The sequence below is a fragment of the Streptomyces solitudinis genome, assembly GCF_036323765.1.
Taxonomy (GTDB): domain Bacteria; phylum Actinomycetota; class Actinomycetes; order Streptomycetales; family Streptomycetaceae; genus Streptomyces.
Genome location: NZ_JAZDCW010000007.1, coordinates 90966 through 116359, shown reverse-complemented (window position 1 = coordinate 116359; position 25394 = coordinate 90966). Strand labels below are relative to the sequence as shown.

22 protein-coding genes are annotated in these 25394 nt (G+C 73.6%); 14 read left to right on the top strand and 8 right to left on the bottom strand.

Annotated features, from left to right (window positions below):
• Positions 1–161 precede the first annotated feature (161 nt).
• Positions 162–995: an HAD family hydrolase gene (locus V1J52_RS19135; RefSeq protein WP_330141256.1), complete on the top strand. Its 834-nt coding sequence runs from the start codon at positions 162–164 to the stop codon at positions 993–995.
• Between the two features lie 457 nt (positions 996–1452).
• On the opposite strand, the gene V1J52_RS19130 is transcribed toward V1J52_RS19135, so the two are convergent.
• Positions 1453–2274, bottom strand: coding sequence for a Fic family protein (locus tag V1J52_RS19130; protein ID WP_330141106.1), 822 nt, complete (start codon positions 2272–2274; stop codon positions 1453–1455).
• A 113-nt stretch (positions 2275–2387) separates the two neighbouring features.
• Here V1J52_RS19130 and V1J52_RS19125 point away from each other — a divergent pair, with 113 nt between their 5' ends.
• Positions 2388–3380 carry an ATP-binding protein gene (locus V1J52_RS19125; RefSeq protein ID WP_330141105.1) on the top strand — a complete coding sequence of 331 codons (993 nt, stop codon included), beginning with the start codon at positions 2388–2390 and terminating at the stop codon, positions 3378–3380.
• Between the two features lie 79 nt (positions 3381–3459).
• On the opposite strand, the gene V1J52_RS19120 is transcribed toward V1J52_RS19125, so the two are convergent.
• Complete coding sequence (locus V1J52_RS19120; protein WP_330141104.1) at positions 3460–4728, bottom strand: polysaccharide deacetylase family protein; 1269 nt, start codon at positions 4726–4728, stop codon at positions 3460–3462.
• Between the two features lie 337 nt (positions 4729–5065).
• On the opposite strand from V1J52_RS19120, the gene V1J52_RS19115 reads away from it, so the two are divergent.
• The 5 genes from V1J52_RS19115 to V1J52_RS19095 all read left to right on the top strand — a co-directional run bounded on the left by V1J52_RS19115 (position 5066) and on the right by V1J52_RS19095 (position 11973).
• Positions 5066–7630, top strand: a complete 2565-nt coding sequence (locus V1J52_RS19115; protein WP_330141103.1) for a SulP family inorganic anion transporter — start codon at positions 5066–5068, stop codon at positions 7628–7630.
• Positions 7631–7937: 307 nt separating this feature from the next.
• A complete protein-coding gene (gene acs, locus V1J52_RS19110) occupies positions 7938–9899 on the top strand; it encodes an acetate--CoA ligase (RefSeq protein WP_330141102.1) in 1962 nt (653 codons plus the stop codon).
• 335 nt (positions 9900–10234) lie between these two features.
• A complete protein-coding gene (locus V1J52_RS19105) occupies positions 10235–10660 on the top strand; it encodes a phage holin family protein (protein ID WP_503676891.1) in 426 nt (141 codons plus the stop codon).
• A 13-nt stretch (positions 10661–10673) separates the two neighbouring features.
• A complete protein-coding gene (locus V1J52_RS19100) occupies positions 10674–11603 on the top strand; it encodes an alpha/beta fold hydrolase (protein ID WP_330141100.1) in 930 nt (309 codons plus the stop codon).
• Positions 11604–11760: 157 nt separating this feature from the next.
• Positions 11761–11973, top strand: a complete 213-nt coding sequence (locus V1J52_RS19095; protein ID WP_330141099.1) for a hypothetical protein — start codon at positions 11761–11763, stop codon at positions 11971–11973.
• Between the two features lie 97 nt (positions 11974–12070).
• Here the strand turns inward: V1J52_RS19095 and V1J52_RS19090 are convergent, their stop codons facing one another.
• From V1J52_RS19090 to nth, 3 genes are all read right to left on the bottom strand, one after another.
• Positions 12071–13270 carry a MarP family serine protease gene (locus V1J52_RS19090; RefSeq protein ID WP_330141098.1) on the bottom strand — a complete coding sequence of 400 codons (1200 nt, stop codon included), beginning with the start codon at positions 13268–13270 and terminating at the stop codon, positions 12071–12073.
• A gap of 262 nt (positions 13271–13532) precedes the next feature.
• Positions 13533–14222: an NUDIX hydrolase gene (locus V1J52_RS19085; protein WP_330141097.1), complete on the bottom strand. Its 690-nt coding sequence runs from the start codon at positions 14220–14222 to the stop codon at positions 13533–13535.
• Positions 14219–15190 (bottom strand): endonuclease III, encoded by a 972-nt coding sequence (gene nth / locus V1J52_RS19080; protein WP_330141096.1) that lies wholly within the window; start codon positions 15188–15190, stop codon positions 14219–14221. The genes V1J52_RS19085 and nth overlap by 4 nt, the downstream gene beginning before the upstream one ends.
• A gap of 225 nt (positions 15191–15415) precedes the next feature.
• On the opposite strand from nth, the gene V1J52_RS19075 reads away from it, so the two are divergent.
• Entirely contained in the window at positions 15416–16090 is a 675-nt protein-coding gene (locus V1J52_RS19075) for a Crp/Fnr family transcriptional regulator (RefSeq protein WP_191209374.1), read from the top strand.
• A gap of 54 nt (positions 16091–16144) precedes the next feature.
• Here the strand turns inward: V1J52_RS19075 and V1J52_RS19070 are convergent, their stop codons facing one another.
• Together V1J52_RS19070 and V1J52_RS19065 are read right to left on the bottom strand one after the other, a co-directional pair.
• Positions 16145–16975, bottom strand: a complete 831-nt coding sequence (locus V1J52_RS19070) for an MBL fold metallo-hydrolase (RefSeq protein WP_330141095.1) — start codon at positions 16973–16975, stop codon at positions 16145–16147.
• Positions 16972–17859 carry an NUDIX hydrolase gene (locus V1J52_RS19065; protein ID WP_330141094.1) on the bottom strand — a complete coding sequence of 296 codons (888 nt, stop codon included), beginning with the start codon at positions 17857–17859 and terminating at the stop codon, positions 16972–16974. Before V1J52_RS19065 ends, V1J52_RS19070 begins: the two co-directional genes overlap by 4 nt.
• A gap of 209 nt (positions 17860–18068) precedes the next feature.
• On the opposite strand from V1J52_RS19065, the gene V1J52_RS19060 reads away from it, so the two are divergent.
• Together V1J52_RS19060 and V1J52_RS19055 are read left to right on the top strand one after the other, a co-directional pair.
• Positions 18069–18944, top strand: a complete 876-nt coding sequence (locus tag V1J52_RS19060; RefSeq protein ID WP_330141093.1) for an MEDS and STAS domain-containing protein — start codon at positions 18069–18071, stop codon at positions 18942–18944.
• Positions 18941–19906: an anti-sigma factor RsbA family regulatory protein gene (locus V1J52_RS19055; protein ID WP_330141092.1), complete on the top strand. Its 966-nt coding sequence runs from the start codon at positions 18941–18943 to the stop codon at positions 19904–19906. The genes V1J52_RS19060 and V1J52_RS19055 overlap by 4 nt, the downstream gene beginning before the upstream one ends.
• Before the next feature lie 57 nt (positions 19907–19963).
• On the opposite strand, the gene V1J52_RS19050 is transcribed toward V1J52_RS19055, so the two are convergent.
• Positions 19964–21694, bottom strand: coding sequence for an eCIS core domain-containing protein (locus V1J52_RS19050; RefSeq protein WP_330141091.1), 1731 nt, complete (start codon positions 21692–21694; stop codon positions 19964–19966).
• A gap of 945 nt (positions 21695–22639) precedes the next feature.
• Between V1J52_RS19050 and V1J52_RS19045 the strand changes: the two genes are divergently transcribed.
• The 4 genes from V1J52_RS19045 (at position 22640) to V1J52_RS19030 (ending at position 25387) form a co-directional block, all read left to right on the top strand.
• Entirely contained in the window at positions 22640–23251 is a 612-nt protein-coding gene (locus V1J52_RS19045; RefSeq protein ID WP_330141090.1) for a hypothetical protein, read from the top strand.
• A complete protein-coding gene (locus V1J52_RS19040) occupies positions 23248–24570 on the top strand; it encodes a 7-cyano-7-deazaguanine synthase (RefSeq protein ID WP_330141089.1) in 1323 nt (440 codons plus the stop codon). Before V1J52_RS19045 ends, V1J52_RS19040 begins: the two co-directional genes overlap by 4 nt.
• Before the next feature lie 185 nt (positions 24571–24755).
• Positions 24756–24983 carry a type II toxin-antitoxin system VapB family antitoxin gene (locus V1J52_RS19035; RefSeq protein WP_330141088.1) on the top strand — a complete coding sequence of 76 codons (228 nt, stop codon included), beginning with the start codon at positions 24756–24758 and terminating at the stop codon, positions 24981–24983.
• Positions 24980–25387 carry a PIN domain nuclease gene (locus tag V1J52_RS19030; RefSeq protein ID WP_330141087.1) on the top strand — a complete coding sequence of 136 codons (408 nt, stop codon included), beginning with the start codon at positions 24980–24982 and terminating at the stop codon, positions 25385–25387. Before V1J52_RS19035 ends, V1J52_RS19030 begins: the two co-directional genes overlap by 4 nt.
• Positions 25388–25394: the final 7 nt, after the last annotated feature.

The following is a 25394-nucleotide window of genomic DNA, read 5'->3' as shown; positions in this document are numbered from 1 at the left end:
CCGGGGGGGAGAGCGGGGGTCGTCTTCCTCGGTCGACTCGGGGGGGGGAGGAGTCGAACCGGGTTAGCACGGTCGCGAACGATCCGTGACTTCCATGGTGTACCCGAGAGCCTTCTCAGGCAAACCCACGCGCCACAGCTTACGCCGAATGGCGGGCGCCTATCCTCTCTACCGTGGAAAACGCCCAGCCGCCGCGCACCGCCGCCTTCTTCGACCTGGACAAGACGGTCATTGCGAAGTCGAGCACGCTCACCTTCGGCAAGTCCTTCTACCGGGGCGGGCTGATGAATCGCCGCGCCGTCCTGCGGACCGCCTACTCCCGCTTCATCTTCCTCATCGGCCGTGCCGACCACGAGCAGATCGAGCGCATGCGGGAGTACCTGTCGGACCTGTGCCGCGGCTGGAACGTCGAGCAGGTGAAGGAGATCGTCGCGGAGACGCTGCACGAGATCATCGATCCGCTCATCTACGACGAGGCGGCCTCGCTGATCGAGCAGCACCACCTCGCCGGGCGGGACGTGGTGATCGTCTCCACCTCCGGCGCCGAGGTGGTGGAGCCGATCGGCGAGCTGCTCGGCGCCGACCGGGTCGTGGCCACCCGCATGGTGGTCGCGGACGGCCGCTACACCGGCGAGGTGGAGTACTACGCGTACGGCCCCACCAAGGCGGAGGCCATCGCGGAACTGGCCGAGTCCGAGGGGTACGACCTGCCGCGCTGCTACGCCTACAGCGACTCCTTCACCGACCTGCCGATGCTGGAGGCCGTCGGCCACCCGCACGCCGTCAATCCCGACCGCGCGCTGCGCCGCGAGGCCGTCGCCCGGGACTGGCCCGTGCTGGCCTTCTCCCGGCCCGTGCGGCTCAAGCAGCGGCTGCCCACGCTGACCGTCCCGCCCGCCCCGGTGCTGGCCGCGGCCGCCGTGGGCGCCGCCGCGGCCACGGCGGGCCTCGTCTGGTACGCCAGCAGGCGCCGCAGCCAGCACGCCACACGGTGAGGCCCGCGCGCGCCGAGCGAAGGCCGTCCGCGCCTGCCCGCGCCCGTGCCCCACGCGCCACTGCCAGGACGGGGACGGTCACCCCGGAGGAACCGCGCGGGGCGGTGGAAAAGCGACAGGGGTTCCCCATCCGCCCGATGTGGAGTACAAAGGACATAACGGCCCGCGAGACCAACGGCATCCGAAAAGGATCCCCGTCCACGCACCACGGCCCACGGACCGCGCATGACCACCGGGAACCCACGCGACGCCGACCCGTCGAATACGGGCCCACCGCGTCAGGCAGGGCCGAAGTCGCCCCCCTGAGCGGATATACCGAGCACGCACTGGTAACCCGGTGGGCATGCCAGCGGCGGCACGGCTCAGCCCAGCGTGCCGCCGCATCCCCGCGCCCGGCGGACGGGCACGGCGCCGCGACGGTGCGCCGCACGCCCGGCCGCGACGCGCACTCCTCCGCTCATGCGGCCCCGCGCTGCAACGCCTCGCACACGGCGGTGGACTCGCGCGCGCCCAGCTCCACCGAGCGCCCGCAGTGGCCGATCCACGCGGCCACACCCTCCCGCGTACCCGAGGTGTAGCCCTCCAGGGCCCGGCGGTACGCGTCCGCACCCTCCTCCGCGTGCCCCACCTCGGCCGGGCAGACGGACTTGGGGTCGAGCCCGCTGCCGATCAGCACCATGCGCCCGGCCGCCCGCGCGATGAGGCCGTTGTGCGAACCGAAGGGGCGCAGCGCGAGCAGTTCGCCGTGCACGACCGCCGCCGTCACCAGCGCCGGTGCCGAGGTGCCCGCCACGACGACCTCGGCCAGCTTCTCCAGCCGCACCGACACCTCGTCGGCCGGCGGCAGCGGCAGGGGCGACGCGGGCCCGGTCACCGGCTCACCGGCCAGCCGGGGCCGCCCCACGGTGTGCTCGTCCGCCGCGCCCGTGGCCGCGACGAGGTGCAGCCGGGCCAGCACCCGCAGCGGCGACTGCCGCCACACCGGCAGGAGCTGACCGGCCTCGGCCGTCACCCGCAGTGCGGCGCCCACCGTCCTGGCCTCGTCGTCCGACCCGAAGTCCGTGCGCCTGCGCACCTCCTCCAGCGCCCAGTCCGCCCCGGCGAGCGCCGCGGAGGCACGGGCGCCGCGCAGCACCGCCTCGGAGGTCACCTCGGCGCTGCGCCGCCGCATCACCCGGTGGCCGTAGACCCCGTCCACGGACTTGCGCACCGCTTCGACGGCGGCCTCCACACCGGGGAGCGTGCCGAGCATGGCCAGCGGGTCCGGACTCGTACTCATGGGGACGACCCTACGCACCCCGCACACCCCCCACGCTCCCCGATCGAGTGGTCTTCTTCACTCGCCCCCCGGTCTGCGAACGGGGCCCCGCACCGCGCACTACGCTGTTGAACATGAAGATCGCTTTCGTTGGCAAGGGCGGCAGCGGCAAGACGACGCTGTCCTCCCTGTTCATCCGTCACCTCGCCGCGGACGGCACCCCGGTCGTCGCCATGGATGCCGACATCAACCAGCACCTCGGCGCGGCCCTCGGCCTCACCGAGGCGCAGGCCGCCGCGCTGCCGGCGATGGGTGCCAACCTGCCGCTCATCAAGGAGTACCTGCGCGGCTCCAACCCCCGTATCCCATCCGCGGACACCATGATCAAGACGACGCCGCCGGGCGCGGGATCCCGGCTGCTGCGCGTCACCGAGGACAACCCGGTCTACGACGCGTGCGCCCGTCCGGTAGCGCTCGACGGCGGCGGGGTGCGGCTGCTGGTCACCGGCCCGTTCACCGAGGCGGACCTCGGCGTCGCGTGCTACCACTCCAAGGTCGGCGCGGTCGAGCTGTGCCTGAACCACCTGGTCGACGGGCGCGAGGAGTTCGTCGTGGTGGACATGACGGCCGGGTCCGACTCCTTCGCCTCCGGCCTGTTCACCCGCTTCGACATGACGTTCCTGGTGGCCGAGCCCACGCGCAAGGGCGTCGCCGTCTACCGCCAGTACCGCGAGTACGCGCAGGACTTCGGCGTGCCGCTCAAGGTGGTGGGCAACAAGGTGCAGGGCCCCGACGACCTGGCGTTCCTGCGGAACGAGGTCGGCGACGACCTGCTGGTGACGGTCGGCCACTCGGAGTGGGTCCGGGCCATGGAGAAGGGCCGCCCGCGTCCGTTCGCGGAGCTGGAGGACGCCAACCGGCGGGCGCTTCGGACCCTGCGGGAGACGGCCGACGCGGCGTACGGACGGCGGGACTGGGAGCGCTACACGCGGCAGATGGTCCACTTCCACCTGCGGAACGCGGAGAGCTGGGGCAACGCCAGGACGGGCGCCGACCTCGCGGCGCAGGTGGACCCCGGCTTCGTCCTGGACGAGCGCCTGCCGGCGTCCGCCGCCCAGCCCGCCTGACGCACGGACCGCCGCCGGGCCGGCGGGCGGACGGCCGCCCGGCCCTCCACGGGGAGGGCCGGGCGGCGCGGGCGGACGGTCAGGAGTCCCCGGGTCCGCCGGAGCCGTCCGCCGCGTCACCGCCCGCCGCCCGGGGCGCCGACGCCAGGAACGTCCCCCACCCCTTCCGGGGCTGCTCACCGACGCCGAGCGTGCGCAGTTTCCGCAGGACCCGCGGGTCCTGGGCGTCCAGCCAGTCGACGAGCTGGCGGAAGGACACGCAGCGCACCTCCTCCTGGACGCAGACGGTCTTGATGACGTCCTCCACGGCACGCATGTAGATGCCGCCGTTCCAGCCGTTGAAGTGGTTGCCGATGATCATCGGCGCCCGGTTGCCCCGGTAGGCGCGTTCGAAGCCCTGGAGCAGGCCGTCGCGCATCTGCTGCTCCCAGTAGGGGTGCATGGCCGGGTCACCGCTGCCGGGGCCGGACTGGTTGACCATGAAGTTGTAGTCCATGGACAGCGTCTCGAAGTCGCGCCCGGGCATCGGTACGAGTTGCAGCGGCAGGTCCCACAGCCCCCGGTCCTTCGCGGGCCACACCTGCCGGCCGATGCCGCTGGAGTCGTAGCGGAATCCCATGTCCCGGGCGGCCTCGACGAGGTTCTCACGGCCCTCCAGGCAGGGGGTGCGCCCGCCGGCCAGCTCCCGCTCGTAGTCGAAGGGCAGCGGGTCGGCGTCCTGCCAGCCGGTCGTGGTCTTCCAGTTGCGCACGAACCACTTGGCCTGGCGGATCTCGCTCTTCCAGTCCTCGACCGACCAGCTCTCCACACCGGTGGGCCCGCAGAAGTGCCCGTTGAAGTGCGTGCCGATCTCACTGCCGTCGAGCCACGCCGCCCGGAGTTCGTCGAGGGTGGCGCGGATGTTCTCGTCCTTGAGGTAGCCGATGTCGGAGGCGCCGGGCCGGTGCCCCGGCGGGTCGTAGCGCAGGGCCTCGTCCTCGGGCAGCAGGTAGACGCCGCTCAGGAAGTACGTCATGTGGGCGCCGTACTCGCCGCCGACCTCGCGGAAGTGGGAGAACAGCTCCTTGCCGTCCTCCCCGGCGCCGTCCCAGGAGAAGACGACGAACTGCGGTGGCCGCTCGCCCGGCTGGAGCCGGGCGGGCTTCGGCTGGTGCGGCTGGACCCCGGTGAACGCGGTGGAGCCGTCGCCGATCACCTGGGGGAGCTGCGGTTTGTCGGCCCGTTCCGCCGGGCGGCCGCCGGTGCTGCCGCCCTCTCCGCCACCGGACGTGCCGTCTCCGCAGCCCGCCAGCAGCACCGCCGCCGCGGCCACCGCCGCGATCCCGCAGCGTGTCCGTGCGCCTGCCATCCCTCACCTCGTCACTCGTCGCCACTCCGTGCGCCTTAAAAGTCGCACGATGTGATTGATGAGCCGGTATGACAAGCACACTGTTGTACGGGCTTCACTCGATGGGACGAACACCTCTGCCGCACCCCCGCGAGCGCTTTCGCCACTCTTTACCTTGCATTACGCTTCGTTTACCTGCACTTGGTGTAATCAAGTCTGCACACACCGTGACCCACGTCTGTGCGAACCCGCCGCCGCGCGGGCCGCCCGTGCCGACCCTCCACCCCCGACGGACACGACGCGGCCCGCACCGACCAGCGCCGGCGTAGCGCCGTGACCGAAAGACGGAGAGGGATCGATGTCCGAACGCGCACCCACGTCCCCGCCCGGCGGCCCCCGCGCCGAGCACCCCCTGCCACCCCCGGCCGTCCCGACGCCCCACCCGCCGCACTCCTCGCACTCCTCGCACCCCGACGCGTCCGGCCTGTTCGGCTCCTCGGGCGGGCCCGGCTCCCCGGCCGGGCCCGGCAGCCCGCACCGCCCCGGCGGCCCCGGCCCGGCCGCGGCGCCGCGCGGCCGCTGGTCCGCCGACCTGTCCGCGTCCGTCGCCGTCTTCCTCGTGGCCCTGCCGCTCTCCCTCGGCATCGCGCTCGCCACCGGCGCGCCCCTCCAGGCGGGGCTCGTGGCCGCCGCCGTGGGCGGCATCGTCGCCGGACGGCTCGGCGGCGCGCCGTTGCAGGTCAGCGGCCCCGCGGCGGGGCTGACCGTCGTCACCGCCGAGCTGATCCAGACGTACGGCTGGCAGACGACCTGCGTGATCACGATCGTCGCCGGGCTCACCCAGCTCGGGCTCGCCCACGCCCGGGTGGCCAGGTCCGCCCTCATGGTGAGCCCCGCCATCGTCCACGGCATGCTCGCGGGGATCGGCGTGACCATCGCCGTGGCACAGCTCCACATCGTGCTCGGCGGCAGCCCGGAGAGCTCGGTCATCGAGAACGTCCGGGAGCTGCCGCAGCAGCTCTCCGACCCACACCCGGCGGCCCTGTCCGTCAGCGCGCTCACCGTGGCGGCCCTGCTGCTGTGGCCCCGGCTGCGCGGGCGGTGGGGGAAGGCGGTGCGGACGGTGCCCGGGCCGCTGGCCGCCGTGGTCCTGTCCACCGGGTTCGCCGTCGCCGCCGGGCTGCACCTGCCCCGGGTCGACCTCCCGTCCTGGCGCAGCCACGCCCTGCCCGGGATGCCCGAGGGCCCGGTGCTCGGCCTGCTCGCGGCGGTGCTGACGATCACACTGGTGGCCAGCGTCGAGTCGCTGCTGTCGGCCATCGCCATCGACAAGCTCACCAACGCCCGCACCCAGCGCACCGGCGAACGGCCCATCCCGCGCGCCGACCTCGACAAGGAGCTGCGCGGCCAGGGCGCCGCCAACGTGGTCTCCGGCGCCCTCGGCGGACTGCCGGTCACCGGCGTCGCGGTGCGCAGCTCGGCCAACGTGAGTGCCGGCGCCGTCAGCCGCAACTCCGCCATCCTGCACGGCTGCTGGGTGGCCCTCGCGGCCGGGCTGCTCGTCGCGCTGCTGGAGTTCATCCCCCTGGCCTCGCTTGCCGCGCTGGTCATGGTGGTGGGCGTGCAGATGGTGAACCTGACGCACATCCGCACGGTGACCCGCCACCGGGAGGCCGTCGTCTACGCGCCGACGACAGCGGGTGTGGTGCTGCTCGGCGTCCTGGAGGGCGTGGCGATCGGCATCGCGGTGGCCATCGGCGTGGCCCTGCACCGGCTGGCCCGCACCCGCATCGTCCACGAGGCGCCGCCCGGCCCCGGCGCGCCCGGCGGGGCGTCCGGCGGGGCGTCCGGCGGGGACGCCTCCCCCTCGCGGACGACGCCGGACGACGGCACGCACCGGGTCGTGGTGCGCGGCCAGCTCACGTTCCTCGCGGTGCCCCGGCTCACCCGGACGCTGAACCAGGTGCCGCACGGCAGCCGGGCCCGCGTCGAGCTGGACGGCTCCTTCATCGACCACGCCGCCTTCGAGTCGCTCCAGGACTGGCGCACCGCGCACGTCGCCCACGGCGGGGAGGCCGAGATCACCGGACGGGCGGGCGCGCGCATCGCCGAACCGGCCAGCGTCCACCACTGCACACCGTGGACGCCGTGGCGCAACCACCACTGCACCCACCCCGGCCCGGAGCAGGAGGCGGCGGGGGCGCGCCCGGAGCGGCGCGGTCAGCTCCTGGGCGGCGTGCGGGACTTCCAGCGCCACACCGCGCCGCTGGTCCGTGACGAGCTGGCGCGGTTGTCACGGGACGGGCAGCAGCCCTCCCACCTCTTCCTCACCTGCGCGGACTCCCGGCTCGTCACCAGCATGATCACGTCCAGCGGCCCCGGTGACCTGTACACCGTCCGCAACGTGGGGAATCTGGTCCCGTTCCCCGGGCGGGGCACCGGCGACCACTCGGTCGCCGCGGCGATCGAGTACGCCGTGCACGTGCTGGAGGTCGGTTCGATCACCGTGTGCGGGCACTCCGGCTGCGGGGCCATGCAGACCCTGTACGCCAGCCGGCACGCCCCGCCGGAGAACCCGCTGCCGCAGTCGCTGTCCCTCTGGCTGCGGCACGGCCAGCCCAGCCTGCGGCGGCTGGCGGAGCGGGACGGCTTCGTGCCGCGTCTGGCCGACCGGCCGGTGGCGGACGGCGTCGAGGCGCTGTGCCTGGCCAACGTCCTCCAGCAGCTCGAACACCTGCGGGCCCACGCGTGCGTCGCCCAGCGGCTCGCCGAGGGGTCGCTGGAGCTGCACGGGATGTACTTCCACGTGGCCGACGCGCAGGCGTACGTGCTGGACGCCACCGACGCGCGCGGGGCGGACGCGGCCACGGGCGAGGCACCCGTGTTCGTGCCGCCCGTGTTCACCCCCGTGCCCACCGGGTGAGACGGCGGGCGTGCCGGGACCGCCCGGTCCCGGCACGCCCCGCCCGGTCCCGGCACGCCCCGCCCGGTCCCGGCACGCCCCGCCCGGTCCCGGCACGCCCCGCCGGGCGCCGCGGCGTGCGCCCGAGGGGCCGTCAGATCCGGCTCTCGACCGTCCGCTGCCCGCCCGTGCGCCGTTCGGCTCAGCCCGCCGACCGCTCACCGCAAAAGGTCTAAACCATTTGCCGGACAACCCTTGCCACACCCCCGATGAGCTGCTGAGGTAAGAGCCGGGACACAGAGCGCACACCCTGGGAAAGGGAGATGTCGTGAGCAACGAAAGCCTGGCCAACCTGGCCAAGGAGGAGCGGAGGTTCGAGCCGCCTGCCGAGCTGGCCGCCCACGCGAACGTGACCGCCGAGGCGTACGAGCGGGCGCGCGCCGACCGGCTGGGCTTCTGGGCCGAGCAGGCCCGCCGGCTGAGCTGGGCGACGGAGCCGACGGAGACGCTCGACTGGTCCAACCCTCCCTTCGCCAAGTGGTTCCAGGACGGCAAGCTCAACGTCGCCTACAACTGCGTCGACCGGCACGTCGAGGCCGGGCACGGCGACCGCGTGGCGCTGCACTTCGAGGGCGAGCCCGGCGACAGCCGCGCCGTCACCTACGCGGAGCTCCAGCGGGAGGTCTCCCAGGCGGCCAACGCGCTCACCGAGCTGGGCGTCCGGGCCGGGGACCGGGTCGCCATCTACCTGCCGATGATCCCCGAGGCCGTCGTCGCCATGCTGGCCTGCGCCCGCATCGGCGCCCCGCACTCCGTGGTGTTCGGCGGCTTCTCCGCCGACGCGCTGGCCACCCGCATCGAGGACGCCGACGCCCGCGTCGTCATCACCTCCGACGGCGGCTACCGCAAGGGCGCGCCCAGCGCGCTCAAGCCGGCCGTGGACGAGGCGCTGACCCGTCCCGGCACCGACCGCGTCCGCACGGTCCTCGTCGTGCGGCGCACCGGGCAGGACGTCGCGTGGACCGAGGGCCGCGACGTGTGGTGGCACGACGCCGTCGGGCGGCAGAGCGACCAGCACACGCCGGAGGCGTTCGACGCCGAGCACCCGCTGTTCATCCTCTACACCTCCGGGACCACCGGCAAGCCCAAGGGCATCCTGCACACCAGCGGCGGCTACCTCACGCAGACCGCCTACACCCACCACGCCGTCTTCGACCTGAAGCCGGAGTCGGACGTGTTCTGGTGCACCGCCGACGTCGGCTGGGTGACCGGGCACTCCTACATCGTCTACGGGCCGCTGGCCAACGGGGCGACGGAGGTGCTGTACGAGGGCACGCCGGACGCGCCGCACAAGGGCCGCTGGTGGGAGATCGTCCAGAAGTACGGGGTGACGGTCTTCTACACCGCGCCCACCGCGATCCGCGCGGCGATGAAGTGGGGCGACGAGATCCCGGCGAAGTTCGACCTGTCCTCGCTGCGGCTGCTGGGCTCGGTGGGTGAGCCGATCAACCCCGAGGCGTGGATCTGGTACCGGGAGCACATCGGCGCGGGCCGCGCCCCGATCGTGGACACCTGGTGGCAGACGGAGACGGGCGGCATCATGGTCAGCCCGCTGCCCGGCGTCACCGCCACCAAGCCCGGTTCGGCGCAGGTGCCGCTGCCCGGTATCGCGGCGACGGTCGTCGACGACGAGGCCCGGGAGGTGCCCGACGGCAACGGCGGCTACCTGGTGCTGACCGAGCCGTGGCCGTCCATGCTCCGCACGATCTGGGGCGACGACCAGCGCTACCTGGACACCTACTGGTCCCGCTTCGAGGGCCGCTACTTCGCGGGGGACGGCGCCAAGAAGGACGAGGACGGCGACATCTGGCTGCTGGGCCGGGTGGACGACGTGATGCTGGTCTCCGGGCACAACATCTCCACGACGGAGGTGGAGTCGGCGCTCGTGTCGCACCCGGCGGTGGCGGAGGCGGCCGTCGTCGGCGCCGCCGACCCGCAGACGACGCAGGCCATCTGCGCCTTCGTCATCCTGCGCGGGACGGCGACCGAGAGCGAGGACCTGGTAAGCGAGCTGCGCGCCCACGTCGGCAAGCAGCTCGGGCCGATCGCCAAGCCGAAGCGCGTCCTGCCCGTCGCCGAGCTGCCGAAGACGCGCTCGGGCAAGATCATGCGGCGGCTGCTGCGCGACGTGGCCGAGAACCGCCAGCTGGGTGACGTCACCACGCTGACGGACTCCTCGGTGATGCAGCTGATCCAGTCCCGGCTGCCCGCCGCGTCCAGCGAGGACTGACGCGGGCACGGCCCCGCGAGGACTGTCCCGTCCCGATGCGGGTAGGGCGCCGGAGCGAGACACGCTCCGGCGCCCTGCCCGCGCGTTGGCTAGCCTGAGGTCACCCTGCTGATCGCGGCGCGCCGGACCAGGTTTCCGGCATGCTGTTACCCCGGGTATTCCGGGTGGCAGGACACACGTCAGCAAGCCAGAGGGAGTGAGCGATGAGCGCAGCGGACGAGGACAGCGCGGTCCACGGGGGCCGTGCCGTCCACGGAGGCGCCGGTACCCGCGAGGCCGGTGGTGCCCGCGACGGCCGCAGCCTCGGCCAGTTGGTCGCCTCGGCCACCGCCGAGATGTCGGCGCTGGTGCACGAGGAGATCGCCCTGGCGAAGACGGAGATGAAGGACTCCGTCAACCGCGGGATCGCGGGCAGCGGCGCGATCATCGTCGCGGGCGTCCTCGCCCTGTTCTCGCTGCCCGTCTTCAGCTTCGCGCTCGCGTACTGGCTGCACGCCTGGTGGAAGATCCCGCTCGCCCTCGCACTGACCGTCGTCGGCGTGATCATGCTGGTGTTCGCCCTGGTGTGCGGGCTCGTCGCCAAGTCGCTGCTCCAGAAGATCCAGGCTCCCCGGCGCAGCATCGCCTCGGCCAAGGAGACGGCGGGGCTGCTCACGCACGCCAAGCCGCATCCCCGGGCCGCGTCGGACGGACGTGCGACGGGCGGCCGGGCCGTGGACTTCCGCAAGGCGGACACGCCCGTACCGGCCGGGAAGAAGTGACACACTCCTGACCATGACCGCCCCCGCATCGCCCGTACCGTCGCTGGACGGCCCCTGGACGCACCGGGACGTCGCAGCGAACGGCGCCCGGTTCCACATCGCCGAGCTGGGCCGGGGGCCGCTCGTCCTGCTGCTGCACGGCTTCCCGCAGTTCTGGTGGTCCTGGCGCCACCAACTGCCCGCCCTGGCCGACGCCGGTTACCGGGCCGTCGCCATGGACCTGCGCGGGGTGGGCGGCAGCGACCGCACCCCCCGGGGCTACGACCCGGCCAACCTCGCGCTCGACGTCACCGGCGTCATCCGCTCGCTCGGGGAGCCCGACGCGGCGCTGGTCGGCCACGACCTGGGCGGCTACCTGGCCTGGACGGCGGCGGTCATGCGGCCGAAGCTCATCCGCCGCCTCGCCGTGTCCTCCATGCCGCACCCCCGGCGCTGGCGTGCGGCGATGCTGCGGGACGTGCGGCAGAGCGCGGCGGGCTCCCACATCTGGGGGTTCCAGCGCCCGCTGGTCCCGGAGCGGCAGCTCGTGGCGGACGACGGCGCGCTGGTGGGCCGCCTGATCAGCCGGTGGTCGGGCCCCCGGCTGCCGGAGGCGTTCGACGAGGAGGCCCTGGCCACCTACCGGCGGGCCATGTGCGTCCCCTCCACCGCGCACTGCTCGGTGGAGCCGTACCGCTGGCTGGTGCGCTCGCTGGCCCGGCCGGACGGCGTCCAGTTCTACCGGCGGATGAAGCGCCCGGTGCGGGTGCCCACGCTGCACCTGCACGGCTCCCTCGACCCGGTGCTGCGCACCCGCAGCGCGGCGGGCTCGGGGCAGTACGTCGAAGCCCCCTACCGCTGGCGGCTGTTCGACGGGCTCGGGCACTTCCCCCACGAGGAGGACCCGGCGTCGTTCTCCACCGAGCTGATCGACTGGCTGAAGGACCCCGAGCCCGACCGCTGACCGGCGCCGTCCGCACGGCCGCGTGCGGCACGTCCGCACGGCCCGCGCCCCGGTACCGTCCGCCGCGCGCGGGGCCGCGCACACGTGCCGCACGCATAGGCCGATTGGCCGTCGCCCGGGTGGTTACCGACCTTGGGGTGCGGGCACAGTCCGGGGTATGGGCTGGACGCACGACTACCGTGACGTGTCTCGTAACTCCAGGGGAAGGGGGGCGGCCCAGGTATCCGCCGCGCACCTCACCCACGATCTCCGTGATCCACGCGATCCCCACGAGTTCGGCGATCCGCGCGATCCCCGGCTCGGCATTCCGCGCATCCTGGGCCGCCGCGCCCGCTGGGTGGGCGCACGCCTGCGCCACACCCGGAACTGACACCCCCGCCCCCCGGCACCTGAACCGGGCTCCGCCCTGCCCGGGCGCGCCCGGGCAGGGGGCGGTACCGGACGCGCCCGGGACGGTGGGCCGTCGGCTACATCGCGCAGCCCTGGCTGTCCACCGGCCGCTGGGCGGCGCGCCCGCGGGTGATGTTCTCGCGGACCTCGTCGACGGTCAGGGCGTACCCCGTCTGCGGGTCGTCCAGGGACTTGGCGAAGATGACGCCGTACACCTGGCCGTCCGGGGTGAGCAGCGGTCCGCCGGAGTTGCCCTGCCGCACCAGGGCGCGCAGGGAGTAGACGTCGCGGCGGACGGTCCCGCGGTGGTAGATGTCCGGGCCCTCGGCCTGCACCCGGCCGCGCACCCGGGCGGCGCGGACGTCGAAGCCGCCGTTCTCGGGGAAGCCGGCGACGATGGCGCCGTCCCCGGTGGTGGCGTCGCCCGACGCCAGCTCCAGCGGCGGCGCGTCCAGCCCCGGGACCTCCAGGACGGCGATGTCCCGCGCCCAGTCGTAGAGGACGACCCGCGCGTCGTAGAGCCGCCCCTCGCCGCCGACCTGCACGGTCGGCTCGTCCACCCCGCCGACGACGTGGGCGTTCGTCATCACCCGGTCGTCGTGGAAGACGAAGCCGGTGCCCTCCAGCGACTTGCCGCAGCTCGGCGCCGTGCCGGTGACCTTGACGATCGACTCCTTCGCGCGGGTGACGGCCGGGCTCGCGGCCAGCTTCGGGTCCGGTGCGGGGACGCTGGTGATCGGCTCGTTGGCGAACGGCGAGAACACCTGCGGGAAACCGTTCTGCGCGAGCACGGCCGTGAAGTCGGTGAACCAGGTGTTCGCCTGGCCCGGCACCGCCCGCGAGACGCCCTGGAGCACCGTGGAGCTGCGGACCTCCCGGCCGAGGGTGGGCAGCGACGTGGTGGCCAGCGCGGAACCGATCAGCCAGGCGACGAACAGCATGGCCACGACGTTGACCAGCGCGCCGCCCGTCGCGTCCACCGCCCGCGCGGGCGACCAGGTGATGTGGCCGCGCAGCCGGTTGCCGAGGTGCGTGGTGAACGCCTGCCCGACGGACGCGCACACCACGACGATGACGACGGCCGCCACCGCCTCCAGCGTTCCGGCCGCGGCGCCGCCGCTCAGTTCCCGCCACAGCGGCGGCAGCAGCATGACGGCGACGAGCCCGCCGCCCAGGAAACCGGCCACCGACAGCACGCCGACGACGAAGCCCTGTCGGTACCCGACGACCGCGAACCACAGGGCCGCGAGCACCAGCAGGATGTCCAGCACGTTCACCGTGTCAGCCTCGCCTCGTTCGCCTCGGTGGCCTTGCTCGCCTCGGTGGCCCCGGCCGCCCCGGTGGCGGCCCGGATGGCCGGGGTGTCCCGGATGGCCCGGCTGGTCCCGTAAGCACCGGGGTCCGGGGCCGTGTCGTCGTCCAGAACCTTCTCCTGTTCACAGCACGGTACGCATCATCCGGCCCCGGCTGCACCGCGAGCCCCACCCGCCGTGGCGGCACGGAAGGCTCCGCCGGGCGCCCGGCTGCCCGGCTGTCCGGTCAGGCGTGCCAGTCGAGCGGGATGCCCCGCTCGGTGTCCCAGGGGCGCTCCCATCCGGCGAAGTGCAGGATGCGGTCGATCACCCCGGCCGTGAACCCCCACACCAGGGCGCCGCGCGCCTGGAAGCACGGCCCCCGGTAGCCGCTGGGGTGCAGGGCGGTGCCCCGGTGGGCGGGGTCCGCCAGCTCGGCGACGGAGACGGTGAAGACCCGCGCCGTCTCGCCCGCGTCCACCGCGGCCACCGGTGTCGGCTCCCGCCACCAGCCCAGCACCGGGGTGACGACGAAGCCGCTCACCGGGATGTACAGCCGGGGCAGCACGCCGAAGACCTGCACCCCGGCCGGGTCGAGCCCCGTCTCCTCCTGGGCCTCGCGCAGCGCGGCGCGCAGCGGCCCCTCACCCTGCGGGTCGCCGTCCTCCGGATCGAGGGCGCCGCCGGGGAAGGACGGCTGGCCCGCGTGGGTCCGCAGGCTGCTGGCCCGTTCCATGAGCAGCAGCTCGGGCCCGGCCGCGCCCTCCCCGAAGAGGATGAGCACGGCGGACTGCCGCCCTCCGGAGGGCGGCGGCAGGAACCGGCTCAGCTCCTCCGGGCGCACCGTCCGCACGGCCTCCGCGACCGGCGCCAGCCACGGCGGGAGGCCCTCGGCGCTGACGGTGACCGGGGCGCCGTCCGCCCTCGGGACCCTCACGCCGCCCCCAGCGGCGGCGCCGCCGTGCCGGGGTAGTCGGGCGGGGGCTTGAGGCGCTGGCCGGGACGGCCGCCCATCTCGTACTTGAGCAGCTTCCGCGCCTTCTCCGGGTCCGTCTCGCCCTCGCCGTACGCGGGGCACAGGTGGGCGATGGGGCAGGCGCCGCAGGCGGGTTTGCGGGAGTGGCAGATGCGGCGTCCGTGGAAGATGGTGCGGTGCGAGAAGTCCGTCCACTCGCTCTTGGGGATGATCGTCGCGATCTCCGTCTCGACGCGCTCGGGATCGGTCTGCGCCGTCAGGCCCCAGCGCCGCACGAGCCGCCCGAAGTGGGTGTCCACGGTCAGTCCGGGCCGCCCGTAGGCGTTGCCGAGGACGACGAAGGCCGTCTTGCGCCCCACGCCCGGCAGGGACACCAGATCCTCCAGGCGGGCGGGCACCTCGCCGCCGAAGCGGTCCCGCAGGGCGGTGGAGAGCCCTATCAGCGACTTGGTCTTGCTGCGGAAGAAGCCGGTGGGCCGGATGAGCTGCTCGACCTTCTCCGGGTCGGCCGCCGCCAGGTCCTCGGGGGTGGGGTAGGCGGCGAACAGGGCGGGCGTCGTCTGGTTGACGCGCAGGTCCGTCGTCTGGGCCGACAGGACGGTGGCCACGAGCAGCTCGAAGGGGTTCTTGAAGTCCAGCTCGGGGTGCGCGTAGGAGAAGACGTCGGCCAGCTCGCGGTTGATGCGGCGCGCCCGGCGGACCATGGCCAGGCGCGACTCCGGTTTGCTCCGCCCGGCGGCGGGCCGCGCCGTCCGCGTGCCGCTGCCACTCCCGCGGGCAGCGCCGGTGCCGCCCGCGGCGCTCCCGCCCGCGCCGCCGCCCGCCGCGCCGGACGGACCGGCCGCCTTCGCCGGACGGGCGCGTCCGGGCGCCCGCGTCCGCGCGTCGTCCCTCTGTTCGCCCTCAGCGGAATCGCCGGAACGGCTCACCCGACCGGCCCCCTTTCTCGTGCCCACAACGGCATGCCGACCACCCGGCCAGCGTAAGGGGACGCGTCGGCATTCGTCCCGGACCCGGCCGATTCACCAGCCCATCGACCCCCTGCCGCACGCGTTCGGCCCCGGTGCGTCAAACTTGTGATTGATCGCACTGCTTCATACCTCCGGCATCATGGGGCCCGTAGCCCCATGCGCAGGCCGACAAGGAGAGAACTCGTGGACGACGTTCTGCGGCGCGCCCCGCTGTTCGCGGCGCTCGATGAGGAGCAGGCGGCTGAGCTGCGTGCCTCCATGTCCGAGACGACGCTGGCCCGTGGCGAGGCCCTGTTCCACGAGGGTGACCCGGGTGACCGGCTCTACGTCGTGACCGAGGGCAAGGTCAAGCTGCACCGCAGCTCCCCCGACGGACGCGAGAACATGCTCGCCGTCCTCGGCCCGGGCGAGCTGATCGGCGAGCTGTCCCTCTTCGACCCCGGCCCGCGCACCGCGACGGCCAGCGCGCTGACCGAGGTCAAGCTGCTCGGGCTCGGCCACGGCGACCTCCAGCCCTGGCTCAACGTCCGCCCCGAGGTCGCCTCCGCGCTGCTGCGCGCCGTGGCCCGCCGGCTGCGCCGCACCAACGACTCCATGTCGGACCTCGTCTTCTCGGACGTGCCCGGCCGCGTCGCCAAGGCCCTGCTCGACCTGTCGCGCCGCTTCGGCGTGCAGTCGGAGGAGGGCATCCACGTCGTCCACGACCTCACCCAGGAGGAGCTGGCGCAGCTCGTCGGCGCGTCCCGGGAGACGGTCAACAAGGCGCTGGCCGACTTCGCCAGCCGCGGCTGGCTCCGGCTGGAGGCCCGCGCGGTGATCCTGCTGGACGTCGAGCGGCTGGCGAAGCGCTCCCGCTGACGGCGGGCGGCGTCCTGCGCCGGGACCGGGCGCGCGGGCGCCCGGCGCCGGGCCTCAGATGAGCCCGTGTTCGTCCAGGTACTCGAGCTGGGCGCGCACGGACAGCTCGGCGGCGGGCCACAGGCTGCGGTCCACGTCCGCGTAGACGTGGGCCACCACCTCGGCGGGCGTGCGGTACCCGTTCTCCACCGCCGTCTCCACCTGGGCGAGCCGCTTGGCGCGGTGCACCAGGTAGTAGTCGACGGCGCCCTGGGCGTCGGCCAGCACCGGGCCGTGGCCCGGCAGCACCGTCGTCACGCCGTCGTCCACGGTCAGCGAGCGCAGGCGGCGCAGCGAGTCCAGGTACTCCCCCAGGCGGCCGTCGGGGTGGGCGACCAGGGTGGTGCCCCGGCCGAGCACGGTGTCACCGGTCAGCACGGCGGCGTCGGCCGGCAGGTGGAAGCTCAGCGAGTCCTCGGTGTGCCCGGGGGTGGGCACCACCCGCAGTTCCAGACCGCCGGTCGTGACGACGTCACCGGGCGCCAGCCCCTCGTCGCCCAGCCGCAGCGCCGGGTCCAGCGCCCGCACGTGCGTACCGGTCAGCTCGGCGAACCGGGCGGCGCCCTCGGCGTGGTCGGGGTGGCCGTGCGTCAGCAGCGTGAGCCCGACCCGCCTGCCCGCCCGCCCGGCCGCCGCCACCACCGCGCGCAGGTGCCCCTCGTCCAGCGGGCCCGGGTCGATGACGACCGCCTCCGCGGCGTCCGGCTCGGCGACGATCCAGGTGTTGGTGCCGTCCAGCGTCATCGGGGAGGCGTTCGGCGCGAGGACGCAGGTGGCGCGCTCGGTGGCCGGTCCGCTCGCGGCGGCCCCGCGCGGCTGCCCGGGAAGCTCGGTGGCGTTCGTCATACCGGAAAGACCTTCTTCTCGAACTCGTCGTGGCCCGGCCAGCTCAGCACGATCGCGTCCCCCTCCAGCGCGGCGCGGGCCAGGACGGGCGCGAGGTCGCGCCTCGCGGCCTCGGCCAGCGCGTCGGCGGCGGAGCCGAGGGGCGCCAGGCTGCGCAGGGTGGCGATGGTGGGCGGCATCATGAGCAGCTCACCGCGGTCGTAGCCCTCGGCGGCGTCCCCCGGGCGCAGCCACACGGTGCGGTCCGCCTCGGTGGACGCGTTGCGGGTGCGCTGGCCGCGCGGCAGGGCCGCCACGAAGAAGAACGTGTCGTAGCGGCGCGCCTCGAACTCCGGGGTGATCCAGCGTGCCCAGGGCCCGAGCAGGTCACTGCGCAGGACGAGGCCCCGGCGGCCGAGGAAGTCGGCGAAGGACAGGGTGCGGTCGACCAGCGCCCGCCGGTCGGCCTCCCACTCCTCGCCCGTGGTGTCGGCGACGACGGAGCGGGCGTCCGGGCCCGCGAGGAGGACCCCCGCCTCCTCGAACGTCTCCCGCACGGCCGCGCACACCAGGGCCTGTGCCTCGGCCGGGCCGGTGCCCAGCCGCTCGGCCCACCGCGCCCGGCCGGGACCGGCCCAGCGGACGTCGCCCTCGTCGCGCGGGTCCACCCCGCCGCCGGGATAGGCGTAGGCGCCGCCCGCGAAGGCCATCGACGTGCGGCGCCGCAGCAGGTGGACGGACGGGCCGTGCCGCTCCTCGTCGCGCAGGAGCATGACGGTGGCGGCCCGGCGCGGGGCCACCGGAACCAGCTCACCCCGCTGGAGCGCGCGGATGCGGTCCGGCCACTCGGGCGGGAACCACTGGCCGCCGTTCCGGCTGGTTCCGCTGTCGGCGCTGTTGGGCATGGCCGGATCGTACGGGGCGCTGCGCTGATGTTCGAGAGGGCGTCCGGGGTGCCGGACCGCCCCACGGGCCCCGCCCCGCACCCGGCGGGCGTCCCGCCCGGCCCCCGGGTACGGGGGGGGCCGGCCGCGGGCGCGGCCCGGGCTGGCCGGGGGCGCCCGTCGTCGCCTATGGTGCGATCGGACATCTGTGACTGGCAGCGGGAGGGCGCATGACCGGGCCAGCGACCGACGGCGCCACGTCCCCGCGGCGCGCCGGGTGCCACGCGAGCGCCGTCTTCTCCAGCGACGAGGCATGGGCCGACCACGTCTTCCGCTTCCTGCGCCAGGGTCTGGAGCGCGGGGAGCGGCTGCACTACTTCGCCGACAGCACACCGCCCGGAACGGTGACCGACATGCTGTCGCGGCGTGGCCTCGACGTACGCGCGGCGCGGGAGCGGGGCCAGCTGACCGTCATGACCGCGCAGGAGGCCTACCTCGCCTCGGGCGGGTTCGACCCCGACACGATGGTCGAGCAGTGGCACACCGCGGTGGCCTCCGCCGTGCGGGAGGGCTACGCCGGACTGCGCGCGGTCGGGGAGATGTCCTGGTACGGGCGCGGCGTGCGCGCGGCCGAACGGCTGCTGGAGTACGAACTGCGCATCCACGAGGAGGTCTTCGCCCGGCTCCCCCTCACCGCCCTGTGCCTCTACGACCGGCGGCTGCTGCCCGAGGACGACGTGGCCGTGCTCGCCGGCGCACACCTCGTCCGCATGGACGCCGGCCAGGAGCCGGTCCCCTCGCCCGTCCTGCGCGTCGCACCGCTGCCCGACCGCCCCGGACTGCGGCTGGCCGGGGACGCCAACGCGGACAGCCACCGCACCGTGGAGGGCACGGTGGCCGTCCTGTCCCGGCTGTGCCGCGAGGGCGCGGAACTGGACCTCTCCCAGCTGGAGCACATCGACGCCGCCGGAGCCGCCCGGCTGGCCTCCGTCGCCACCCGCGCGCCCGGCGGCCGGCTCGCCGTGCTCGACCCTCCCCCGTCGCTGACGCGCCTGATGGGCCTGTTCCCCGAAATGGGCGCCGCGCTGGAGGTCACCTCACGATGACCTCCAGCACCATGGCCGCACCGGACGAACGCCAGGACCACGCCTTCGACCACCCCGCGCTGTTCTACGCCGGCGAGCGGGAGTTCGTCACCGGCGTGGGCGCCTTCGTCCGGACGGCCCTGGCCGCGGGCGAACCCGCCCTCGTCGCCGTCCCCGGCGTCCGGCTGCGGGCCCTGCGCGACGACCTCGGCCCGCCCGGGGAGGACGTCACCTGGATCGACATGACGCAGCTCGGACGCAACCCCGGCCGCATCCTGTCCGCCCTCCAGGACTTCGCCGACCGCCACCCCGACCGCCCGGCCCGGATCGTCGGCGAACCCATCTGGGGGTCCCGCACCCCGGCCGAGATGCGGGAGGCGACCCGGCACGAGGCCCTGATCAACCTCGCCTTCGCCGGGCGGGTGGCGTCCATCCTGTGCCCCTACGACACCTCCGCCCTCCCCGCCGGCGTCCTCGCCGACGCCCACCGCACCCACCCCGTCGTCACGCGGGGGGACGTCACCCGGCCCAGCCCGCACTACACGGACCCGCTGCGGGTCTGCGCCGACTGCGACGTCCCGCTGCCCGCCCCGCCGCCCACCGTGCACGTGCTGCGCTACGGCACCGGGGACCTCCAGCCCGTACGCGTCCGTGCGGAGAAGTGGATGCGCGAACTCGGCCTGTCCGCCGCGCGCCGCACCGACCTCCTCCTGGCGCTCTGCGAAGCCACGACCAACTCCGTCCGCCACGGCGGCGGCAGCGGCACCCTGCTGCTGTGGTCCTCCGACACCACCGCCCACGTCGAGACCCGCGACGCCGGGCACTTCAGCGACCCCCTCACCGGGCGCAGACGCCCGAACCCGCGCTCCCCCCACGGGGGGCGCGGCGTGTGGATGATCCACGAACTGTGCGACCTGGTCGAGATCCGCGACGGCCGCGACGGCCTGGTGATCCGGATGTCGATGTCCCGGACGGGACCCTGACCACTTGGCGGAACCCCGAACTACGGCTGTCCCCGCGCGGCCCGGCGCGCCCCGCCGCTACGGGTAGACCGTGCCCTCCTGCGGAGACGCCTCGTACCGGTCCTGCGCCATCGCCCGCGCCTCGTCGGCCGAGTGCCCCTGCTCCATCAGCTCCTTGCGGAGCCTCTCCTTCAGCCGGCTGCTGCCCTCGGCCGCCGCCGTCACGGTCCACGGCGTCCGGCAGGCGTAGACGAGCAGGGAGCTGTACTTCCGCAGCCCCTGCGCCTGCTCGATGATGACGGGCAGCGGCGGCGTCTCGGCCCTCCGCGCCTCGGCGAAGTCGGCGGCGACGTCGTCCGCCCACTGGAAGTCCATCAGCACCGCCACGTCGCAGTGGTTCACCAGCCCGATCACGCGGTCGATCTCCAGGGTGAGTTCGGTGGCGTGGTGCGGCTGCACGTACATGCCCGGCGCGTCCTTCGTGGGCTCGGCGCCCGATTCGGCCAGAGCGGCCGGAAGCGAGGCGAAGACGTCCGCGGAGGCCCCGACCCGGTTCAGGCTCTTCTCCTCCTCGACGGCGAAGCCGTACGTCCGCTCGGTGTCGATGGCGATGCGGTTCCTGTCCTCGTAGCCGTGCGAGAACCACGAGAGCATGTTCGAGTACCGGGGGCCGGAGGTGCTCTTGAGCATCGCCACCGTGCCCCGGCCGAGGCCCTCGATGGTGAAGGTCACCGTCTCCAGCCGGGGCATGTGCGGTTCCCGCGTCCGCCACAGGGCTTCCGCGTCGTGCACGGCCGCCCTGGCCCGCTCCTCGTACTCCTCCGGCGACTCCGTCGGCGCGGACACCGCGGCGGCCGGCGCACTCGGCCCCAGCTCCGCCTCCATCGCCTGCCGGTTCACGTTGTTGTCCGTCAGCAGCTTCACGGCCTCCGGCGCCTTCAGTTTCCTGACCGCCATCTGACCGCCGCCGAGCCCGAGGAGCTTGTTCCACAACCACGTCTTCTGCGGGGAGGTCAGGGGCGGGCCGTCCCCGGCCCACTGCTCGTAGAAGTCCCGGGAGGTCTTCAGCACCATCCGCTGGACGGCGCCGCCCCCGGCCGCCCCCGCCCCGGCCGCCGGTCCGGCCCCCGTCCCGGCCGCCGGTCCGTGGCCGGGCCCGGCGGCCACCGAGCGCTGGACGTCGGCCGCGCCCCGCCCCAGCCTGGTCGCGGTGGTCTCGGCGTCCCGCTCCAGCGCGTCGGCGGGGTGGCTGACCCCCGGGGGGACGCCCCCGGCGCGCTGCTGGCGGACGTGCTGCAACTCGTGCCGCATGGTGTGGTCGTCCATGTCGGACGGGCTGCGGAAGACGATGTGGTTGGTCTTCGTGGTGTACGCCTTCGCCCCGACGGCCTCCGCGGACGCGCGGTCCACGTGCACCCGGACGTCGCCGAAGTCCTCGCCGCCGTAGTCGCTCTCCATCGTGTGCCGGACGTCCGCCCGCATCGGAGCGCCCGGACGCCGCGTCACCGCGTCCACCTCGGCCATGGCGTCACGCTGCACGGCCTCGTCGTCCGCATGCCGCTGCACGGCCCCGGGGTGACCGCAGCCCGCGCCGTGCTGGTGGCGTCCCTGTTCCACCAGCCGCGCGACCGCGCCGTTGCCGACGGCCCGCTGAAGGGCCAGCGCTGCCGCCGCAGACATCCGCCCCGCGTCCCCGGCGGCGGCCGTCCCGGCACCGAGGACAGCCGGGTCCGAGGCCCGTTCGGCACCCTGAGGAAGTTCCCGCTCCAGTTCCGGCGCCGCGGGGTGTCGCTTCCTGCCAGCGTGCATGCCGCTTCCCATCGTCGGAGCCCTGACGGTCGGACCGGCCATGCTGCCGCACCGCCCGGCCGAGGAGAAGGGCGAAGAGGGCAGCCTCCGGGGAACTGTTCCGGCGACATCCGGCCGCACCGTGCCGCTGGTGGTGCGCTCTTGCCCGGCCACGCGGCCTGCGCCGCCCGCCGGGGCCACAGGACGTGAGCGGTCCGGGCCCGCCTTCGACCCGGACCACCAGCAGGTTGTCCGGGCGGCCGGCGGCCAGTGCCTCGACCCGCGCGGAACGACTCAGGGATGCCACGCGGATCACCCTAGTGCGCTTGAGCTTCACCGGAGCGAGCTCCGGCACGCTCTCGCCGCCGCGCTGTGCAGGTCCGGGCTGCCGCCTCCTGCGGGGGCAGCTAGCCGTTTGGGAGCCGGATTCCGACGTCGGCTCCGAAGATGGCCCCACAAACCGATCAGGGGCCTGATCCGCTCGCGCGGATCAGGCCCCTGACCTGGTTTTCCCTCTGTCGGGGTGGCGGGATTTGAACCCACGACCTCTTCGTCCCGAACGAGGTTCGGTTGGCGAGCCTGCCAGCATGGATGGCAATTTCCCTGGTCAGGGCGTCGGACTGCCGTGGTCTCGGGTGGCTCCGGAGGGTTTCCGGGGGCAGGTTGGCTCCCAGACGGCTCCCAGTCCGGTCTGCAACGCCCTGGCCGAGTCGCGCCCTACCTGGGAATCGTCCGGTCTGATGCCATGACTGAGGAGAGCGGGAGGGACACTATCGGGCTGGGGGCGCTGTGGGGACGTCGACACGGTGGAAGGGGCCGAATGGTGACCGGTGGGGTTCCGCTGCGAGACGGCTGGCGCGCTGGCGTGCGGACTCGCGCAATGCGGATCAGCGTCTGGAGGAGATCGCCGCGGACCATCTGCGTGCCCTGCACGAGACACTCCGTGCCGATCGATCGGCTTTCGGCTTGTATGACACGGCCTGCGCGGCCGGTGAGCGGCTCGCCGAGGCCCTGAGCTCGCTGGCCGCTGAGGGCGCCGAGTCGGCGGACGCGCTCGTCGCACGTCTCGTCTCCGAGGTTGGCGGAGACGGCGGCACACTCGCCGACGCCGCGGTGCGCAGGGGTGTGGCCGCTGCGGTCCGCGATGTCCGCGACAGGCACCCCGAACTGGACGACGCCATGGACGCGGGTGCCGCGCACGGCGGCTTCGCCTGGGACATCCTGTGCGATCTCTACCAGATCTTCTTCGCCGGCATGGTGGGGGAATTCCTCCGGTCCGTTGTTGCCGAGCACGTCAAACTGGCAGTGCCGGTGCTCATCGCGACCGATCCGGAAAGCAGGATCGCCGACTGGGTCGCGGAGAAGACGGTGGATCTGGTGCCGAATCCCTGCGAGGTGGCCGCTGAAGCGACGGATCTCCCAGAGACCGTGGACATCGCGCAGACAGTAGTGGGCGGTGCACAGGATCCGTCAGCCGTGCTTCCCAAGATCGCCGCGTCGCTGGTACCGCGGGCGGTCGGCAGGGTACTCGGCCTGATCACTGACGAGGCCACAGGAGAAGAGGGAGCCGCGGCATGACCGGGTCCGACCATTTCCTCTGGTGGCGCGGCCACCGCGGGGACCGGCCTCGCGATGCACGCTGGACGGAGATCGGCGAGGAAGCCTTCCAGGAGAAGGAGCGCCGCGTCACCGGCCGGCACCACCTGCCCGGTCCGGTCCCCGACTGGGCCGAGGATCTGTTCCGCGTCGCCAGGGCCGCGTTCATCGCCGACAAATACGTACGCCGGACCGGCGTCCGGGACCGGTGGACCCGCCGCATCAGTCTCACCGTGCCCGTCACGGAGTACGAGCGGTGGCAGAGCGCAGCCATCCGTACCCACTTCACCGCGCTCCTCCAGATCCTCACCGGGGACCATTGGAATGTGGACTTCCGGCCTCTCGCCGGCCATCGGGTCGAGGAGGCGATGATCTTCCCCGGCGACTCTCGTGCCTCGGAAGTCGCGCTGTTCTCCGGTGGGCTGGATTCCCTCAGCTGGGCCGCCACCCGCTCGCGCGCCGATGATCCTCGGCCGCTGCTGCTCGTCATGTTCCGTGAGATCGGCTTGCTGCGTCTCCAGCAGCGGGTGTACAAGGCCGTCGAGCGACTGGGCGGACCACGGCCGGTGACGCTGCTACCGATGAGCCAGACCCCGGCGGGCGACGGCTCCAGGCTGCGGCTGGAGACCTCCTCCCGCACCCGCGGCCTGCTGTACGCGGCGGGAGCGATCCGTGCCGCCACCGCGCACGGAGTGGCCACCGTCCACATTCCCGAGAACGGCCAGGTCGCCCTCAATCCACCTCTGACGCCCGCGCGTTCGGCCGCCTGCTCCACCCGTTCCGTGCACCCGCGGACGCTGGCCGGTCTGAACGCTGTGATTGCCGCCGTGAGCGACGCCGGGAGCGCGGTACGGGTGGTCAATCCCATGGCTCAGCTGACGAAAGGCGAGGTGTGCAGGGCAGGGCGTGACGCGGGCCTCATCCCGGCAGACCTGGAGTCCACCCTGAGCTGCGGCAAGCCGCCCACCCGCCGCAGCGGCGGCCCTCCCATCGCCAACTGCGGCGTCTGTTTCCCGTGCCTGGTGCGCCGCTCCGGGCTGCTCCACGCGAACGGCGCCGACGGCACCCGATACGAGGCATCGCCATGGGCGAACAACCTCCCCTTCAACCGGGGCACCGACTGGCGTGCACTGCAGCGGTGGCTGCTCGGCCGGTACACGCTTACGGATGTGCTCACCGATACTCCGTTGCCGCCGGGTACGGATCCGGCATCGGCGCTCGATGTCATCAGGCGCGGGCGTGAGGAACTGGCCCGGCTGCTTCAGCCGGCGGCTGCGGCCGAGGCAGCCGGTGCGGCGTAGACGGCACCGGCGAGACCTGCTCGCACCGGACCGGAATCGGTCCGCCTCGGCCGCGGGGGACCTTGCCTCCTGCTGTCAGTGGTGTGCTCACCGGTCCGCAGACGTCCGGGCCGGCCTGGACCGCCCCGTGATACATTGAGTCATGTATATTGATACATTGATTGATGTATATGAAGGTGGTGCTCATGAGCAGAACCGTCATCGACCTCGACGACGACGCCTTGGAGGCAGCGGCAAAGGAGCTGGGCACTTCCACGAAGCGGGACACCATCAACACCGCCCTGCGGGAGATCGTGGCCCGCAACCGCCGTCTGCACGCCCTGCACGAACTGCAGGACCTCGCGGACGAAGGCGCTCTTGACGCCGAACTCCTCCTCGACAAGCGTAACTACCGAGGTGGTTCCGCCCGGTGAGCGTGGCCGACTACCTCATCGACACGTCGGCCCTGGTCCGTCTCCTGCTGCGCCAGGCAACCGAGGACTGGGAGCAGCGGGTGGGCGCCGGACTGATCGCCCTGTGTGACCTCACCGAACTGGAAGTGCTCTATTCCGCACGTTCCGAGAAGGACCGTGAAGCCATCCAGGGACGACTGAACCAGTTCACCTGGTGCCCCATGCCCGACGGCGTCTACCGGCGCGCCCGCGTCGTCCAGCGTGGGCTCACGGCCAAGGGGGAGCATCGCAGTGCCGGAGCCGTCGACCTTCTCGTGGCTGCGGCCGCGGAAGAAGCAGGACTCACACTGCTGCACTACGACCGGGACTTCGAAACCATCGCCCGCACCACCGGGCAGCCGGTCCGGATGATCGACATCAGGTAGGCGGTCG